Origin of the sequence: Geminicoccus roseus DSM 18922 (assembly GCF_000427665.1) — a bacterium.
Lineage (GTDB): Bacteria > Pseudomonadota > Alphaproteobacteria > Geminicoccales > Geminicoccaceae > Geminicoccus > Geminicoccus roseus.
This window is the reverse complement of record NZ_KE386572.1, coordinates 284,023-301,402: the sequence shown is the minus strand read 5'-3', so window position 1 is coordinate 301,402 and position 17,380 is coordinate 284,023. Positions and strand designations below refer to the sequence as shown.

Below are 17,380 nucleotides of genomic sequence, written 5' to 3'. Positions count from 1 at the left end.
CGAGGCCCGCCCGCACGGCGGTTGGCCGGGATCGGTCAGGCCGCGTCGTTCCGCCAGGCGGCGACGAAGGCGCGCGCCCGCTCTCCCACCTGGGCAGCGTCCAGGCCGGGCTTGTAGAGCGCCGAGCCCAGGCCGAAGCCGTCGGCGCCGGCGGCACGGTAGGCCGCCATGGTCGCGGGCTCGATCCCGCCCACCGGGAACAAGGGCATCGATCTCGGCAGCACCGCGCGCATCGCCTTGACCACCGCCGGCGGGATCGCCTCGGCCGGAAACAGCTTCAGCCCGTCGGTGCCGGCGTCGATCGCGGCGAACGCCTCGGTGGGGGTGGCGATGCCCGGCAGGGTGAACAGGCCGCGTGCCTTGGCGGCCCGGATCAGGGCAGGGTCGCCGTGCGGGGTCACCATCAGCCGCCCGCCGGCCTTCACCAGCGCGTCCAGGTCCGCCTCGGTCCGCATGGTGCCGGCCCCGATCAGCACCTGGTCGCCGAAGCGCTGCACCAGCCGGCCGATGCTCTCGAACGGCTCCGGCGAGTTCAGCGGCACCTCCAGGATCGCGAACCCGGCATCGACCAGCGCTTTGCCGATCGGCAGGATCTCGGCAGGCGTCACCCCGCGCAGGATCGCCACCAGCGGCAGGCGGTCGGTGAAGGAGGCGAGGGTGGTCATCGGCGGGTCTCCGGGATGAGGCCGGCCAGCCTTGCGACATGGAGCTGGCCGGCAAAGGCGGCGTCGGGATCGGCGGCGTCGGTGGCGATCTCCAGGATCCGGGCGGCGCGGGCATAGCGGTCGGCCAGCGTGGCGCCGCCGACCAGGACCAGGCTGCCCGGCACCTGGCCGAACTCGTCCGCGGCCTCCACGAACTCGGTGCCGATCAGCAGGCCGGACAGCCAGGACGCCCCGGCAGGCGTGGGCAGCTCGCCGAACAGGGCCAGGGCACGGGCGCCGAACAAACGGCGCAGCAGCCCGCCGCCGGTCAAGTCGGCCGCCCGGCGCACGCCGCTCGCGAACGCGTCGGCGTCGAACTCCTCGGCCTCGCCCGGCGGAGTCATGGTGTGGCGCAGGATGGTGTGGCCGCGCAGCGCCGCGAACAGTTCGCCGGTCATGTAGCTGGCAAAGCCGGTGATCCGGCCGGCCTCGACCCGGACCCATTTGGAATGGGTGCCGGGCAGCACGAACAGGCCGTCCTGTCGGTCCGGCGACAGGCAGCCCAGGATCTGGGTCTCCTCGCCGCGCATCACGTCCGGCACGCCCGCCTCGTTGCGGAACGACATGCCGGGCAGGATCCGCATCTCCGAGCCATCCCCGGTGGGCACCGCCAGCAGCGCCTGGGCGATCTCGCCAGCGCCGCCCGGGCAGGCCACGTAGGCGGCCTCCTTCCAGCCGGTGCGGGCGCCGACCATGCCCGAGGCCACCACCGGCAGGCCAGGCGCGCGCCAGCCGCCCACCGCCTTGGCGAACGCCGCCTCGAACCCGCCGTCGGGCAGGTTGGTGATGCCGTGCGGGGAGGCATGGCGGTCCAGGATCGTGCCGTCATGGTCGATCAGGGCCGCCCGCAGGGAGCTCGTGCCCCAGTCCAGGCCGATCAGCGCCGCCACCTCGTTCCTCCGTCTTCTGTCGGTGCGGCGCGGACGCTAGCCCCTTGCCGCCAGCGGCGAAAGCGCCGATGCGGCAACGCAACCGTCACGCAGCACCGGCAGATGGAGCCGGTCAAGCGGTGGCGCGATCCAGCAGGAAGGAGCCGGGATGAACAACGTGGTGGCGGTGGGGCTCACGACCCAGGGCAGGGACGGCATGCCGGAAAGCCTGCGGCCCAAGCTGGAGGCGATCGCCGCGGCCGGCGCCGACTTCGCCGAGATCGCGCTCTACGACCTGGACGTGGTCGCCGGCGGCCGGCCTTTGGAGCGGCGCTTCGCCCAGGTCCTGGAGATCGCAAAGAGCTTTCCGCTCCGCTACACCGTGCACGGCCCGATCTCCGCCAATCCCTGGGACCTGCGCCACGCCGAGATCCACGAGGCGGCCGCCCGCGCGCATCTGGAGATGGCGGGGAGGCTGGGTGCCACCGCCTATGTCCAGCATTCCGGCCGCACCACCCACGTCACCGGGCCGGAACTGGCCACGCTTCGGGCGCACGAGCGCGACTACCTGGCCCGGATGGGCGACCTCGCCGGCAGGCTCGGCGTCAAGCTGGTGGTGGAGAACCTGTTCGGCGAGAAGCCCGGCGCCATCACCCAGCTCCCCCACGAGGTCGCCGAGCAGGTCGAGCGCGTGGCCCATCCGCAGGTCGCGGTGCTGATCGACTTCAGCCACGCCTTCCTGGAAGCCACCCGCCGCGGGGTCGATCCCTGGGCGTCCTGCCGCCAGGCGGCGCCGCTCACCGCGCACCTGCACGTCCATGACAGTTTCGGCCGGCCGCAGACCCTGATCGGGCATACCCGCTCGGAAACCGTGGCGTTCGGCATGGGCGACCTGCACCTGCCGCCCGGCTGGGGCGACATTCCCTGGCGGATGCTGTTCGACGAGCTGGAAGTGCTGCCCGGCACCGTCGCCAACATCGAGCTGCCGGCGCGCTACTACGATGTCGCCGAGGAATCGGTGGCGCGGGTGCGCGAGCTGGCCGGACTGCCCGCCCGGTAGCTGTCCAGGAAGGACCGGTCGATCCGGTCCTTCAGCCAGAAGGCGGCCCGCCCCTGCCACCAGAAACCGTTCCAGGCGGCAAGCCCGGTGCCGTCGCCAAGGTTCATGATCCACAAGTATCGCCGCTGCGGGATGAAGGCGCGCAGGCTTTCTCCCGCCAGCGTCGCCAGCAGGTTGTGGAACAGGACCGGCGCCTGGCGGATCGCATACACCCCCACTTTCGGCAGGTCGTGGCCGTCCACGCACACGGCGTCGCCGCCGCCGAACATGGCCGGATCGGCCAGCGAGCGCAGATGCCGGTCGACCCGCAGCGCGCCCGACCCGTCCACCGGCAGGCCGAGACGGCGGATCTCCGGGGCGGGCAGCAGGCCGCCGGCATTGACGAACAGGTCGAACGGCTCCCGCCCGCCACCCTCCAGCAGCGCCGTCCCATTCTCGACCCTTTTCACCCGGCTGTGCGTCCGGATCTTGATGCCGCGGCGCTCCAGGCTGGCGGCGACGCCTTCAGCCATGCCGGCCGGCAGCCGCTCCAGGATCCGCCCGCCGCTGGCCAGGAGCGTCACCGCGACCCGGCTGTTGTGGCGCCGCGCCAGGCCCTCGATGTTGCCGGCAAGCTCCACGCCGGTGGTGCCGCCGCCCGCCACCGCGACCCGGACCTGCTCGCCCCGGCCAAGGCGCGCCTCCAGCTCCAGGCGCAGGTCGAGCAGGCGCGGGATCGGCTTCACCGCATGACAGGCGCCAGCGCCCGGGATCGTGGGCGCCACGCTGCCCAGGTTCACCGAAAGCAGGTCGTAGCGAAGCGGCGGCCCGTCCTGGAGATGGACCAAGCGGTTCGCCCGGTCGATCCCGGTCGCCCGGTCCCGGACGAACCGGCCGTGGTCTCCCATCAGCCCGGCGATGTCGATCCGGTCGAGCTCGGGCGGATAGGTCCCGCCCAGCATCCCGGTCGCCAGGCCCGAATACCAGAACGGCTCCGGCGCCACCGCCACCAGCTCGTGGCCGGCCTGCGCGAAGGCGCGCGCCCGCTTCAGCGTGAACAGATGGGCGTGCCCGGTGCCGAGCAGGACCACGCGCCGGCTCATGCCAGGTCCGCCTTGAATGGGGGTGGGGACTTCCGGAACGCGGCGGCCGCCCGAAACGTTCCGGTGATGCCGGCGGCGATGCGCACGGCATGAGCAGGGGAGGCGACCATGGGTGCGGAGAAACAGCTGGCCGGGCAGGTCGCCCTGGTGACCGGGGCCAGCTCCGGGATCGGCAAGGGCGTGGCGATGGCGCTGGCCGCGGAAGGGGCGATGGTCGGCGTGAACTACCTCTCCAAGCCAGAGGACGCCCAGCAGATCGTCCGCGCGATCGAAGAGGACGGCGGCCGGGCGCTGGCGCTGCAGGCCGACGTGTCCAGGGAGGACCAGGTCCAGGCGATGCTGGCCCGGCTGGTCGAGGCATTCGGGCGGCTCGACATCCTGGTCGCCAATGCCGGGCTGCAGAAGGACGCGCCGATCGGCGAGATGACCCTGGACGAGTGGCACAAGGTCATCGACGTCAACCTGACCGGCCAGTTCCTGTGCGCCCGGGCGGCGATCCGCCAGTTCGAGGCGCAGCCGCCTTCCGACCGCTCGCGGGCCAAGGGCAAGATCATCTGCATGAGCTCGGTCCACCAGGTGATCCCCTGGGCCGGAAGGGTGAACTATGCCGCGTCCAAGGGCGGGATCATGCTGATGATGCAGAGCCTGGCCCAGGAAGTCTCCAGCCGCGGCATCCGGGTCAACGGCATCGCGCCGGGCGCCATCAAGACCCCGATCAACCAGGATGCCTGGGAGACCGAGGAGGCCCGCCGGGAACTCCTGAAGCTGATCCCCTATGGCCGGATCGGCGAACCCGAGGACGTGGCGAAAGCCGCCATCTGGCTGGCCTCCGACCAGTCCGACTACGTGGTCGGCACCACGATCTACGTGGATGGCGGCATGCTCCTCTACCCGGGCTTTCGCGGCAACGGCTAGCCTGGATGATCAGTCCAGGTGGACGAGTGAAGCTGGGGCAGCGCCAGCCGGCTCTCCCGCCGGTGACCATGGCGCACGCTGGCGGGCAGCATCCGCGTAAGATGGCACGTGGACCAGGACGTTGTTTGGCACGGCTGGAGCCCCTGCTGCACGGCGTCCTGCCGACCATTCCCTTCCGATCCTTGCCACTCCGAGCCGGTCACGCTCATCCGCAAGCTGTCCCGGCTACGCAACCAGATCGAGCGGCCCGTCAACGGGCTCAAGCCGTTGGAACTCAGTCGAGCTGGGCGCCGGAGGCCTTGATGACCGGCGCCCACTTGGCGAGTTCGGCCTCGACATGGGCGGCCAGCTCCTCAGGCGTCGAACCGACCGGGGTGATGCTCAACTCCTCCAGCCTGGCGGTGGTCTCGGGATCCTCGACTGCAGCCAGGGCGGCGTCGTGCAACCGCCGGATGATCGGCTCCGGCGTGCCAGCCGGGGCGAACAAGGCGTTCCAGGAGTAGGTCTCGAAGCCGGGCAGGGTCTCCGCAACAGTCGGCAGTTCCATGATCGCGGACGCGCGCTGCTTGGTGGTGACCCCAAGGCCGTGCAGCGTGCCAGCTCGGACATGCTCCAGGGCAGGCGGCAGGTTGTCGAACATGATCGGCACATCGCCGCTCAGGACGTCGATCAGCGCTGGTCCGGCTCCCTGGTAGGGCACATGGGTCATGTCGACCCCGGCCATGCTCTTGAACAGCTCGGCGGAGAGATGGGAGGGGGTACCATTTCCTGCGGAGGCATAGCTGTACTTGCCGGGGCTGGCCTTGAGCAGGTCGATCAGTTCCTGGACGTTCCCGGCCGGAAGCTCCGGATGGGTGACCAGCACGTTGGGGAAAATGGCGAGCAGCGAGATCGGCGCAAAGTCCTCGATGGGGTCGTAGGCGAGCTTCTGGTAAAGTGCCGGATTGAGCGCGTGCGTTGCGACCGTCGCCATCAGGATCGTGTAGCCATCGGGCGCAGCCGTGGCCACCGCGGCGGAGCCGATGGTGCCACCGGCCCCTCCGCGGTTCTCCACCACGATCTGCTGATCCAGATGCCTGCTCATCGCCTTGGCGACGAGGCGCGCCAGGAGATCGGTCGATCCGCCGGCCGGGAAGGGCACGACGAGCGTGATGGGCCGTTCTGGATATGGATCCTGAGCCTTGGCCGATCTTGGCATCGAGCCAGCCAGCACCATCAGCGTGCCGAACCCCAACATCGCTCGGCGGCGATCAGAAGAACCTGACGCGGACATTATGCCTCCGGAGATATGCATAGTCTCACCCAGAAAAGGGTGAAATCAGCAACCTGGACATCTCCAGACCGCTCGATTCCATATCTCTCCGCAGATGGCCCTGCGAAAGCAAGGGGGCTCGTTACTCATGGTTGAACTAGCCGACGGGTCCCATTGTCATCGGAACTGGTGACGTCTTCTGACTGGCTGCCATTCCCGGCATGTGTCCGACGCTGGACCGGCCGATCCGCAGCCGCCTTGCGACGGCATGGCGGACCGGCATCACGCTCCAGGCAGACGGCGGGATGCTCCTCTACCGGGGCTTTCGCGGCAACGGCTGGGACCGCCGCCAGCGTCGGCGCAGCGCGAACTTCACCGGCCGGGCCAGGAGCCAGCCGAGGCCGGGTCGGTCCTCACCTCGCGATGCCGGCGGGCCTTTCCTGCCGGCCAGCCGCCTCCTCGTAGCCCCGCTGCAGCCCGGCCAGCGCCGCGCCCAGCTCCCGCCCCGGCCGGTACGCGTCCAATTCGGCCCCCGCCTCGATGCCGGCCATCAGGCGCGGCGACGGCTCGGCCTCGCCGATCACGGTGCGCACCGGCACCACCCCGGCCCAGACCGGGTGGCTGCCGTCCTCGTCGTCGTCGCCCACGTTCTTGGCGCGCACCTTGGCCGCCGCGTCCTCGATCCGCATGGCGACCACCGTGGTGGCCTTGACCTCCTGCGCGGTGGTCGGGCGCAGGGCCGCCTGCCGGCCGGGAAAATAGCGCTCCACGATCGCCTCCAGCGCCCGTTCCTTGTCGGCCGGGTCGCCGACGATCCGCGCGGTGCCGAAGCACATGGCCGAGCGGTAGTTGGCGGAATGGTTGAAGCCCGAGCGGGCCAGCACCAGCCCGTCCAGATGGGCGACGGTCAGGCAGGCCGGCGCCCCTTGCTGCAGGTGGCGCAGCATCCGGCTGGCCGAGGAGCCGTGCCAGTACAGCATGTCCCCTTCGCGCCAGTGGATGGTCGGCGTGCCGTAGGGCTGGCCGTCCAGCACGTAGGCGACATGGCAGAGCAGGCCGGCGTCCAGGATCGCGAACACCGCCTCATGGTCGTAGCGCCCCCGCTCATGGGCGCGCCGCACCCGGTTGCGGTCGGTCACGGGAAAGGCGGGGGCGGGGTCCTGGCTCACGTCGCTTGCTTCCGGCTGGTGGAGGCCGCCACTGTGCAGCGCGGGATTGGTCCGCCATAGTTCCAATGATCGAGCAAGAATGACGACCAATGCGCCGGACTGGTCGAGCCTGATGCCGGTCCTCCCTGGGGAGGGGCCGAAGGCGCGCGCGCTCTACCTGGCGCTGCGCCGGCTGATCGAGACCGGCATGGCCCCGCCCGGGTCCAAGCTGCCGCCGACCCGGGAACTCGCTCGGCGCCTGGGCCTGTCCCGCCCGGCCGCGGTCGCCGCCTTCGAGATGCTGGTGGCCGACGGCTACGCCCAGGCGAAAGTCGGGGCCGGCACCTTCGTGGCCCCGCAGGTCCCGGCCATGCCGCCGGGCCAGGACCAGCCCCGCCCGCCGGAGCCGCCGCCAGCCCCGCCGAAAGCCTTCGATCCGGGCGTGGCCCTGGCGGACCGGCGCACCATGGACATCTTCCGGCGCCTGCTGGTTCGGCAGCTTGCCGATCCCGGCCCGGAGCATTTTCACTACGGCGACCCGCGCGGCGGCCTGGTGCTGCGCGAGGCGATCGCCGCCTATCTGCGCACCGCGCGCGGGGTCCGCTGCGACGCCCGCCAGATCGTGCTCACTTCCGGGACCCAGCAGGGCCTGGACCTCCTGCTGCGCTGTATCGCCGGGCCGGGCGACGCGGTCTGGCTGGAGGATCCCTGCTACCCGATGGCGAGGCAGGCTTTGGCCGGCACGGGCGCCCGGGCGATCGGCGTGCCGGTCGACGCCGAGGGGCTGGACCCCGCCGCCGGAGCCAAGGTCCCTGGCCCTGTTCGCGCCGTCTACGTCACCCCCTCCCACCAGTTCCCGCTGGGGGTGGCCATGTCGATGCCGCGCCGCCTGGAGCTCCTGGACTGGGCCGCCCGCGAGGATGCCTGGATCATCGAGGACGACTATGACAGCGAGTTCCGCTTCGCCGGCCCGCCGCTGACCGCCTTGCAGGGCATGGACCGCGCCCAGCGCGTGGCCTATCTCGGCACCTTCTCGAAAGTGCTCTTTCCCGGCCTGCGCATGGGCTACGCGGTCCTCCCGCCGCCGCTGCTCGACGCGGTGTTGGACCTGCGCGCCCGCACCGACCGGCAGCCGCCGACCCTGGCGGAGGGGGCGGTCGCCGGCCTGCTGGCGCAGAACCATTTCGCCGCCCATCTGCGCCGCGCCCGTCGCCACGCCCAGGCCGCCCGCGACCTGCTGGTCGAGACCCTGCGCCAGGCGGCAGGAGACAGGCTGCAGGTCGCCGCCCCGGCCCAGGGCCTGCACCTGGTCGCCTGGCTGCAAGACGGCCTGTCCGACGTGGCGCTGGCCGCCGCCGCCCAGGCCGCCGGGATCGGCTGCCGCCCGCTCTCGCCGCTCTACCTCGCAGCCCCGCCCCGCCAGGGCCTGGTGCTGGGCTTCTCCGGCTTCCCCCTGGACCAGGTCCGCAAAAGCGCAAGCCGCCTGGGCCGGATCGTGGCCGAGGCGACACCCGGTCGCTGACCCTGCCGGTTTCGGCCCCGGCTTTCGTCAAGCTGCCACGATCGGCCCCGACAAGTTCCCCAGCGGCGGAACGCAAAAGGGACTAGCCTCGTGCAGCACATGCCGGCCGGGCAGACGGTCCAGGCCTATCTCGACGAAACGCCTTTGTGGCGCGACGGCACCGCCGCCGGGATCGCCCCGCTCACCGGCATGCAGCAGCGGATCTGGTGGCTGGCGGCGGCCGGCAAGTTCTTCGAGGGCCTGGTGGTGTTCATGACCGGGGTCGCGATGCCGCTGATCGCGGTCGAGTTCCAGATGAACGACGTCCAGCACGGGCTGGTGGGGGCGGCCAGCCTGTTCGGGATCCTGGTGGGCGCCCTGGCGCTTGGCCACCTGGCCGACCGGTTCGGCCGCAAGCGCATGTTCATCGTCGAGATGCTGATCTTCGTGCTGTTCCTGGCGCTGCTGCCGCTGAGCCCCAGCTTCACCTGGCTGGTGCTGTGCCTGTTCGGGCTGGGGGTGGCGCTTGGCTGCGACTATCCCACCGCGCACATGGTGATCTCCGAGAGCATCCCCAGTGCGGCGCGCGGCCGGCTGGTGCTGGGCGCGTTCGGCTTCCAGGCCTTGGGCGCTTTGTCCGGCACGGCGCTGGGCTACCTGGTGCTGTCCAACCTGCCGGAAGTCGAGGCCTGGCGCTGGATGTACGCAGCCGTGCTGCCGCCGGCGGTCCTGGTCGCGGCCGGGCGCTTCTTCGTCACCCGCAGCCCGCACTGGCTGATGAGCCATGGCCGGGTCGACGAGGCGGAAGCGGAGATGGCGAAGCTGCTCCGGCGCACGCCGCCCTATCCCGGCACGATCCGGCTGCTGCCCGGCCCGCAGGCGAACGGCAACGGGAACGGTGGGCGCCCCGGCATCAAGGCCCTGTTCCAGGGCGGCAACCGCCGCGCCACCATCCTGGCGTCGCTGCCCTGGTTCCTGCAGGATCTCGGCACCTACGGGATCGGGATCTTCACCCCCACGATCCTGGCAACCGCCCTCGGCCACGCCGCGACCCGCGCCCACGACCTGTCCGACGTGATCGCCCGCGACCTGTTCGCGGTGGAAGGGGCCGCGCTGATCGACCTCCTGCTGATCGTGGGCATTGCCGCCGCGGTGCTGCTGGCCGACCGGGTCGGCCGCATTCCTTTGCAGGTGGCGGGCTTTCTCGGCTGCGCGCTGGGCCTGCTCCTGGCGGCCCTGTCCCTGGACCAGTCCGGCCCCACCCAGACCATCCTGCTGTTCGCAGGTTTCATGCTGTTCAACTTCATGACCAATCTCGGCCCGAACGCGCAGACCTACCTGATCGCCGGCGAGGTGTTCCCCACCGCGATCCGCGGCCGCGGCGCCGGGTTCGCCGCGGCGTTCGGCAAGATCGGCGCGGTCGCCACCGCCTTTCTGTTCCCGATCCTACTGGCCGACCTCGGCACCCGGCCGCTGCTCTTGATCCTGGTCGGCACCTCGCTGCTGGGCGCGCTGGTCACCTGGGCGTTCCGGATCGAGACCGCCGGGCGCAGCCTGGAGGAGGAGCCGGGCTGAAGGCGGCCCGGCTCCTCTTCGCTCACGAGCGCCGGTCGCCCCCGCCCGGCAGCACCGAGCCCAGCACCTCCCGCGCGGCGTTGCGGATCACCCCGCCCCGGTCCGGGTCGCCCGGCAGGGACAGCATGAAGTTCTTCGCCTGGGCCAGCGTGATGTGCGGCGGCAAGGGCGGCACGTTCGGATCGGTCTTCACCTCCAGCACCACCGGCATCCCGGCGCTCAGCGCCGTGTCCCAGGCCGCCGCCAGCCGGTCGGGATGGTCGACGAACAGGCCGCGCAGCCCGACCATCTCGGCGAAGCGGTGGTAGGGCACGTCCGGGATGTTCTGGCTGGCCTCGAACTTCGGGTTGCCCTCCATCACCCGCTGCTCCCAGGTCACCTGGTTCAGGTCCTGGTTGTTCAGCACCACGCACACCCAGGTCGGGTTGGCCCATTCCCGCCAGTATTTCGCCACCGTGATCAGCTCGGCCATGTTGCTCATCTGCATGGCGCCGTCGCCGACCATGGCAATCACCGGCCGGTCGGGATGGCCGAACTTGGCGGCGATCGCATAGGGCACCGCCGCGCCCATCGAGGCCAGCCCGCCCGACAGCGAGCCCATCATGCCCTCGCGGATCTTGATGTCGCGGGCATACCAGTTGGCGCAGGAGCCGGAATCCGAGGTCAGGATCGCCCGGTCGGGGATCCGCGGCGACATCTCCCAGAACACACGCTGCGGGTTGACCGGCTCGGCCGGCTGCATCGCCCGCGCCTCCAGCGTTTCCCAGCTCTTGGCGACGCTTGCCTCCACGTTTCGCCGCCACGACCGGTCGGCCTTGTTCTGCAGCATCGGCAGGAGCAGGCGCAGGGTCTGGGCGCTGTCGCCCACCAGGTTGACCTCCATCGGGTAGCGCGCCGACAGCATGCCCGGCTCCAGGTCGATCTGCACCCCGCGCGCCTGGCCCTCCTTGGGCAGGAACTCCGAATACGGAAAGCCCGAGCCCACCATCAGCAGCGTGTCGCAGCCGCTCATCAGGTCCCAGCTGGCCGGCGTGCCGAGCAGGCCGATCGAGCCGGTGACGTAAGGCAGGTCGTCGGGCAGCACGGCCTTGCCGAGCAGCGCCTTGGCGACCCCGGCCCCCAGCGTCTCGGCGACCTGCTGCACCTCCCGCCCGGCATGCAGCGCCCCGGCCCCCACCAGGATCGCGACCTTGGAGCCGGCGTTCAGCACCTCGGCGGCGCGGCGCAGGTCCTCCTCGAACGGCACCACCAGAGGCCTGCTGTAGCCGACCCCGCTGAACACCGAGCCGTGCTGGCGGGGCGGCTCCTGGTAGGGCTCCTCCTGCAGGTCGTTGGGGAACACGAGAGCCGTGACCCGCCGCTCGCCCACCGCCATCCGCACCGCGCGGTCGGTCAGGTGGCGCACCTGCGCGGGCACCGAGGCCTGCTGGACATAGGTCCCGGCCACGTCCTTGAACATCGAGACCAGGTCGAGTTCCTGCTGGTAGTGCGAGCCCAGGGCGCTGCGCGCCTGCTGGCCGGCGATCGCCAGCACCGGCACATGGTCCATGCGCGCGTCGTACAGCCCGGTGATCAGGTGGCTGGCGCCCGGGCCCGAGGTGGCGAGGCACACCCCCAGTTCGCCGGTGAACTTGGCATAGGCCGAGGCCATGAACGCCGCCATCTCCTCGTGGCGGGCCTGGATGAACTGGATGTCGCCGCCCCGGCGCTGCAGGGCGCCCAGCAGGCCGTTGATGCCGTCGCCCGGATAGCCGAACACGTGGCGCACGCCCCACTGGTGCAGCCGCTCCCAGAAGAAGTCGCCGACCGTCCCGCTCATGCCCGCTCTCCCGTGTCGGATGCCTGTTCCAACGAACGGGCGGCCGCGCGGCCCAGTTCCGCCCGGGCCGGACCGCGCCCGGCGCCAAAACGAACAGGAAAGAACCACCACTATTACTGGTGTTTTATTTCATTTTCCTTAAGCCGTTCCCGCTCCTATGACTCGATCCGGAAAATGCTCCGGGCGACGGTCCCGGGAGCGAACGAAAACGAACATCGGGCAGGGATGGCATGATGCAGCACAGCTTGGTGAGCCGGCGGACGATGGTGGCCGGCCTGGCGGCGCTCGCCCTTCTGGCGGGAACGGGCCTGGCCAGCGCCGGGGAAACGCTGGACCGGGTGATGTCCAGCAAGGAGCTCAAGGTCGCGACCAACAGCGGCTGGCCGCCGCAGAGCTTCCTCGACGACAACAACGAGATGGTCGGCTTCGACATCGACGTCGCCAAGGAGATCGCCGAGCGGCTGGGCGTCGAGGCGAGCTTCGAGACCCCGGAATGGAACGTGATGACCGGCGGGCGCTGGCATGGCCGCTGGGACCTGGCGGTGGGCTCGATCACCCCCACCAAGGCGCGCGCCCACGCCCTCGATTTTGCCGCGATCTACTACTACAGCCCCTACGTGTTCGCCGTGCACCAGGACAGCCAGGCGACCTCGCGCGCCGACCTGAACGGCAAGGTGATCGGGGTGGAGACCGGCACCACCTCGGAGGACTACATCAACCGCCGCCTGGAGATCGACGCGCCGGACACGCCGCCGGTCGAGTACACGCTGGAGCCGGGCGAGATCAAAACATACGCCGATTCCATGCTGCCGTTCGACGACCTGCGCCTAGGCGACGGCGCTAGGCTCGACGCGGTGATAGCGCCCGAGCAGACCGTGATGGGCGCCATCGAGAACGGCTACCCGATCAAGGCGATCGAGGGCGACTACGCCTTCAAGGAGCCGCTCGTGGTGGTCGCCGACAAGGGCGACCCGGAATGGACCGCGAAGCTCGGCGAGATCCTCCAGGAGATGAAGGCCGACGGCACCCTCTCCGAGCTGACCACCAAGTGGTACGGCAAGGACTACAGCAGCTGATCGACCCCGGGAGCGGTGCTCGCGCACCGCTCCCGCCTTCTGCCTTGGCCGCCTCCGCGCCGGAACGCTCCTCTCCATGTCCTATGTCGAAACCTTTTACCGGCCGGGTGCGGCCGCCGACCGGCCGCGCCCGGCCCTGGCCGGACGGCTGGAGGTCGAGGTCGCCGTGGTCGGCGGCGGCCTGTCCGGCCTGACCACCGCGCTGGAGCTGGCCAGGCGCGGCCGCAGCGTCGCCGTGCTGGAAGCGCAGCGGGTCGCCTGGGGCGCCTCTGGCCGCAACGGCGGCTTCGTCAGCCCGGGCTGGGCCTGCGGCTATGGCACGATCCGCCGGGCGGTGGGCGAGGCGGCCGCCAAGGAGCTGCACCGCCTGTCCATGGAAGGGGTGCGGATCGTCGCCGGCAATCTGCAGGCCCTGGCCGTCCCCGACGCCGACCCGGTGCCCGGCATCCTCAGCGCCGTGCGCTATGAGGCCACCCAAGAACTGAAGAAGCAGCGCGACTGGCTGGAGCGCGAGTTCAACTACCGCACCGAGTTCAAGACCCGCGAGGAGCTGGCGGAGCTGGTGAGCTCGCCCTGCTACCACCAGGCCCTCTACAACTCGAACGGCTTCCACTTCCACCCGCTGAACTATGCCCGGGCGCTTGCCCGCGAGATCGAGCGCTTGGGCGGGCGGATCTTCGAGGGCTCGCCGGTGGTGGCCCTGGAAACCGACCGCCCGGACAAGCTGGTCCGCACGCAAGGCGGCGAAATCCATGCCCGCCATGTCGTGCTGGCGTCCGGCGGCTATACCGGCGGCCTGGTCCCGGCCCTTGCCCGCAGCTTCCTGCCCATCGCCACCTACGTGATGCTGACCAGACCCGCCCCGGAGCTGATCGCGACGGCGATCCGCACACGTGCCGGCATCGCCGACGACCGCCGGGCCGGCGACTACTACCGCCTGGTCGACGGCGGGCAGCGCATCCTGTGGGGCGGCAAGATCACCACCCGCACCAGCGAGCCGCGCCGGCTGGCGGAGCTCCTGCGCAAGACCATGGTGGCGACCTACCCGCAGCTGAAGGACCTGCCGGTCGACATCGCCTGGTCCGGGCTGATGTCGTACGCCCGCCACCTGATGCCGCAGGTCGGCCGGCTGAAGGACGGCGTCTGGCACTGCACCGCGTTCGGCGGCCACGGCCTGAACACCACCGCGATCGGCGGCCTGGTGATCGCCGAGGCGATCGCCGGCGAGAGCGACCGCTACCGGCAGTTCGCCCCGTTCGGCCTGGTCTGGAACGGCGGCATCGCCGGCCGGCTCGCCGCCCAGCTCACCTACTGGAGCTACCAGGCCGCCGATTTCTTCCGCGAACGCCGCTCCGCCTGACCGCCTGCCGGAACCCCGACCGATGCAGTATGCCGACAACATCGACTACCCGCCGCTTCTGACCCGGCCTGCCGTGTTCCTGCCGGGTCTCGCGGTGCTCTTCGCGCTTCTTTACTTCTGGCATGTCGGCGGCACCGCGATCGGGGCCGGCATCCTGGAGATGCTGGGCGCTGCCGGCAGCGACCGGGCCGATCTGGTGGTGGCGGCGGTGATCACCGCGATAGCCGCCCTCAACATCCTGGTGGTGATGCGCCTGGACCTGCGCTGGCAGGTCTACGTGGTCTGGCTGGAACTGGCGGCCCTGGTGCTGCTGTTCTTTTATTCCTTCGACCTCAGCTTCGCCTTCATCTGGCGCAAGCTGCCCTTTCTTTTGAGCCAGGGCCTGCTCACCACGATCTACATCTCGGCGATCTCGATCGCGATCGCCTCGGTGCTGGCGATGCTTGGCGCCATCGCCAAGCTGTCGTCGAACGGCATCGCCATCGGCATCGCCAATTTCTACACCTCCTTGTTCCGCGGCCTGCCGCTGCTCATGCAGATCTACATGATCTATCTGGGCCTGCCGCAGCTGGGCTACGTGGTCGACGCGGTCCCGGCCGGCATCGCGGCGCTGTCCTTGTGCTACGGCGCCTACATGACCGAGATCTTCCGCGCCGGGATCGAGAGCATCCCCAAGGGCCAGTGGGAGGCGTCCCGGGCGCTGGGGCTGAAGCCCCGCAGCACCATGGGCCGGATCATCCTGCCCCAGGCGATGCGCATCATCATCCCGCCCACCGGCAACCAGTTCATCGCCATGCTGAAGGACAGTTCCCTGGTCTCGGTGGTGGGCGTGTGGGAGCTGATGTACCTGGCGCGCACCCAGGGACAGACCGAGTTCCGCCATGTCGAGATGATGATCACCGCCTCGATGATCTACTGGATCCTCTCGATCGTCCTGGAGCTGGTCCAGGCCCGGATCGAGCGCCGCTACAACCGGGCCAGCCACCGATGAGCAACGACAAGGCCGCCCCCGCCATCCGGATCCAGGGTCTCGGCAAGTGGTTCGGCGCGTTCAAGGTCCTGGACGGCATCGACCTGACCGTGGCGAAGGGCGAGAAGCTGGTGATCTGCGGCCCGTCGGGCTCCGGCAAGTCGACCCTGATCCGCACCGTCAACGGCCTGGAAAGCATCCAGGAGGGCGAGATCCACGTGGACGGCATCCGGCTCACCCGTAAGCCCGAGACGGTGGAGGCGATCCGCCGCCGGGTCGGCATGGTGTTCCAGCAGTTCAACCTGTTCCCGCATCTGACCGTGCTGGAGAACTGCGCGCTGGCCCTGCGTCTGGTCCAGGGCATGCCGGCCAAGGAGGCGGAGGAGCGCTCGATGCACTACCTGCGCAAGGTCCACATCCCCGACCAGGCGGCGAAGTTCGCAGCGCAGCTCTCCGGCGGCCAGCAGCAGCGCGTCGCCATCGCCCGGGCCCTGGCGATGGAGCCGGACATCATGCTGTTCGACGAGCCGACCTCCTCGCTCGACCCCGAGATGGTCAAGGAGGTCCTGGACACCATGGTGGGTCTGGCCGGCGAGGGCATGACCATGGCCGTCGTCACCCACGAAATGGGCTTCGCCCGCCAGGTCGCCGACCGGGTGATCTTCATGGACCAGGGCAGGATCGTCGAGGAAGCACCGCCCGAAACCTTCTTCTCCGCCCCGCGCTCCCCCCGCGCGAAAGCCTTCCTCCAGCAGATCCTGCACTGAGCCCAAAGGGACGGAACGCCGAAAAAGGGGAGGCGTTTCGCCCTCCAGGGCCGCCCGGATCTGCTACCATGGCGGCCGACGCTCATGGGAGGAGACCACGAACATGACCCGGATGCTCGCCACGGCGGCCATGATCCTTGCCCTGCCGGCGCTGGCGCAGGCCGCGCCCATGGAGGCGCGGGAGGGCTGGGAGGTGATCGAGACCGACCAGACCTTCGAGGAGCTCAACCAGAGCCTGGAGACCGCGATCGAGCAGGCCGGGATGGGGCTGGTGACCTCCGCCAGCGCCTCGGCCGGCGCCAAGGCCCAGGACATCACCATCCCCGGCAACCGCGTGGTCGGCGTATTCCGCAACGACTATGCAAGGCGGATGCTGGACGCCAGCATCGCCGCCGGGATCGAGGCGCCGATCCGCTTCTACCTGGTGGAGGACGAGGACGGCACTGCCACCCTGGCGTTCAAGCGGCCGACCCTGGTGTTCGAGCCCTATTACGCCGAAGGGGCCGACGATCTGCGCCAGCTGGCGGTGGAGCTGGACGACGTGTTCATGACCATCGCCGCCGAGGCCGCCGCCGCCAGGTAACCCGCTCAACCGGAGACGCCCATGTCCAGCCGCCCTGTGGTGGTCGCGTTCGACATCATCGAGACCGTGTTCTCGCTGGAGAGCCTGCGCGGGCGGCTGGAGGCCGAGGGGGCTTCCGGCGACGTCCTGGAGCTGTGGTTCGCCCGCAGCCTGCGCGACGCCTTCGCGATGGCCGCCACCGGCAAGTTCGCGCCGTTCCGCGAGGTGCTGAAGGCGTCGCTCGCCGACACGCTGCAGGAGCGGGGCGTGGTGGCGGGCGCAGACGCGCTGGATCGGGTCCTGCACGGCTTCACCGAGCTCGACCCGCATCCCGACGCCCTGGAGGCGTTCAGCCACCTGCACCAGGCCGGGATCCGCATCCTGGCGCTGTCCAACGGCGCCGCGTCGGCGACCGAGGCGCTTCTGGAACGGGGCGGCCTGCGCCACCTGGTGGAGCGGGTGGTCTCGGTCGACGAGGTGGGTCTCGCCAAGCCCAGGCGCGAGGTCTACCAGCACGCCGCCAGGCTGGCCGGGGTGGAGCCGGCCGCCATGACCCTGGTGGCGGCGCATCCCTGGGACGTCCATGGCGCCCGTGCCGCCGGGCTGGGCGGCGCCTATGTCGAGCGCGGCCCGGCCTACCCGCCCTTCCTGCTGGCCCCGGACGCCGAGGCCCACAGCCTGATCGGGATCGCCCGGGCGCTGGCCGCCCGGGCGTGAGCC

Annotated in this window: 16 protein-coding genes; 10 read left to right on the top strand and 6 right to left on the bottom strand. The window is 70.5% G+C overall.

Translation table 11 applies throughout. The features are described 5' to 3' along the window. Window positions 1-35 precede the first annotated feature (35 nt). Both GEMRO_RS0102765 and GEMRO_RS0102760 read right to left on the bottom strand, forming a co-directional pair. Window positions 36-665 carry a 2-dehydro-3-deoxy-6-phosphogalactonate aldolase gene (locus GEMRO_RS0102765; RefSeq protein ID WP_027132802.1) on the bottom strand — a complete coding sequence of 210 codons (630 nt, stop codon included), beginning with the start codon at window positions 663-665 and terminating at the stop codon, window positions 36-38. Then, complete coding sequence (locus GEMRO_RS0102760) at window positions 662-1,594, bottom strand: 2-dehydro-3-deoxygalactonokinase (protein ID WP_035484640.1); 933 nt, start codon at window positions 1,592-1,594, stop codon at window positions 662-664. Before GEMRO_RS0102760 ends, GEMRO_RS0102765 begins: the two co-directional genes overlap by 4 nt. Window positions 1,595-1,742: 148 nt before the next feature. Between GEMRO_RS0102760 and GEMRO_RS0102755 the strand changes: the two genes are divergently transcribed. Then, on the top strand, window positions 1,743-2,633 hold the full coding sequence (locus tag GEMRO_RS0102755; RefSeq protein ID WP_027132800.1) for a sugar phosphate isomerase/epimerase family protein: 891 nt from the start codon (window positions 1,743-1,745) through the stop codon (window positions 2,631-2,633). Here the strand turns inward: GEMRO_RS0102755 and GEMRO_RS27110 are convergent. Beyond that, complete coding sequence (locus tag GEMRO_RS27110) at window positions 2,570-3,715, bottom strand: NAD(P)/FAD-dependent oxidoreductase (RefSeq protein ID WP_051328604.1); 1,146 nt, start codon at window positions 3,713-3,715, stop codon at window positions 2,570-2,572. The two genes, GEMRO_RS0102755 and GEMRO_RS27110, sit on opposite strands and share 64 nt — an antisense overlap. A gap of 108 nt (window positions 3,716-3,823) precedes the next feature. On the opposite strand from GEMRO_RS27110, the gene GEMRO_RS0102745 reads away from it, so the two are divergent. Then, window positions 3,824-4,630, top strand: coding sequence for an SDR family oxidoreductase (locus tag GEMRO_RS0102745; protein ID WP_027132799.1), 807 nt, complete (start codon window positions 3,824-3,826; stop codon window positions 4,628-4,630). A gap of 274 nt (window positions 4,631-4,904) precedes the next feature. On the opposite strand, the gene GEMRO_RS0102740 is transcribed toward GEMRO_RS0102745, so the two are convergent. Together GEMRO_RS0102740 and GEMRO_RS27105 are read right to left on the bottom strand one after the other, a co-directional pair. Then, window positions 4,905-5,867, bottom strand: a complete 963-nt coding sequence (locus tag GEMRO_RS0102740; protein WP_027132798.1) for a Bug family tripartite tricarboxylate transporter substrate binding protein — start codon at window positions 5,865-5,867, stop codon at window positions 4,905-4,907. Between the two features lie 428 nt (window positions 5,868-6,295). Next, window positions 6,296-7,051, bottom strand: coding sequence for a pyridoxamine 5'-phosphate oxidase family protein (locus GEMRO_RS27105; protein WP_051329531.1), 756 nt, complete (start codon window positions 7,049-7,051; stop codon window positions 6,296-6,298). 79 nt (window positions 7,052-7,130) lie between these two features. On the opposite strand from GEMRO_RS27105, the gene pdxR reads away from it, so the two are divergent. Then, entirely contained in the window at window positions 7,131-8,552 is a 1,422-nt protein-coding gene (gene pdxR, locus GEMRO_RS0102730) for a MocR-like pyridoxine biosynthesis transcription factor PdxR (protein ID WP_027132797.1), read from the top strand. A gap of 99 nt (window positions 8,553-8,651) precedes the next feature. Next, complete coding sequence (locus GEMRO_RS0102725) at window positions 8,652-10,106, top strand: MFS transporter (protein ID WP_035484638.1); 1,455 nt, start codon at window positions 8,652-8,654, stop codon at window positions 10,104-10,106. 22 nt (window positions 10,107-10,128) lie between these two features. Here GEMRO_RS0102725 and GEMRO_RS0102720 read toward each other — a convergent pair whose 3' ends face one another. Beyond that, window positions 10,129-11,925 (bottom strand): thiamine pyrophosphate-requiring protein, encoded by a 1,797-nt coding sequence (locus GEMRO_RS0102720; protein ID WP_027132795.1) that lies wholly within the window; start codon window positions 11,923-11,925, stop codon window positions 10,129-10,131. A 233-nt stretch (window positions 11,926-12,158) separates the two neighbouring features. Between GEMRO_RS0102720 and GEMRO_RS0102715 the strand changes: the two genes are divergently transcribed. The 6 genes from GEMRO_RS0102715 (at window position 12,159) to GEMRO_RS0102690 (ending at window position 17,377) form a co-directional block, all read left to right on the top strand. Continuing rightward, window positions 12,159-13,001, top strand: a complete 843-nt coding sequence (locus tag GEMRO_RS0102715; RefSeq protein ID WP_051329530.1) for a transporter substrate-binding domain-containing protein — start codon at window positions 12,159-12,161, stop codon at window positions 12,999-13,001. 76 nt (window positions 13,002-13,077) lie between these two features. Beyond that, on the top strand, window positions 13,078-14,361 hold the full coding sequence (locus tag GEMRO_RS0102710; protein WP_027132793.1) for an NAD(P)/FAD-dependent oxidoreductase: 1,284 nt from the start codon (window positions 13,078-13,080) through the stop codon (window positions 14,359-14,361). 22 nt (window positions 14,362-14,383) lie between these two features. After that, window positions 14,384-15,352, top strand: coding sequence for an amino acid ABC transporter permease (locus GEMRO_RS0102705; protein ID WP_051328603.1), 969 nt, complete (start codon window positions 14,384-14,386; stop codon window positions 15,350-15,352). Then, window positions 15,349-16,098: an amino acid ABC transporter ATP-binding protein gene (locus GEMRO_RS0102700; protein ID WP_027132791.1), complete on the top strand. Its 750-nt coding sequence runs from the start codon at window positions 15,349-15,351 to the stop codon at window positions 16,096-16,098. The genes GEMRO_RS0102705 and GEMRO_RS0102700 overlap by 4 nt, the downstream gene beginning before the upstream one ends. Window positions 16,099-16,201: 103 nt before the next feature. Further along, the gene (locus GEMRO_RS0102695; protein ID WP_035484636.1) at window positions 16,202-16,681 is read left to right on the top strand and encodes a DUF302 domain-containing protein; all 480 of its coding nucleotides are present in this window, start codon (window positions 16,202-16,204) and stop codon (window positions 16,679-16,681) included. Between the two features lie 21 nt (window positions 16,682-16,702). Further along, on the top strand, window positions 16,703-17,377 hold the full coding sequence (locus GEMRO_RS0102690; protein WP_027132789.1) for a haloacid dehalogenase type II: 675 nt from the start codon (window positions 16,703-16,705) through the stop codon (window positions 17,375-17,377). Window positions 17,378-17,380: the final 3 nt, after the last annotated feature.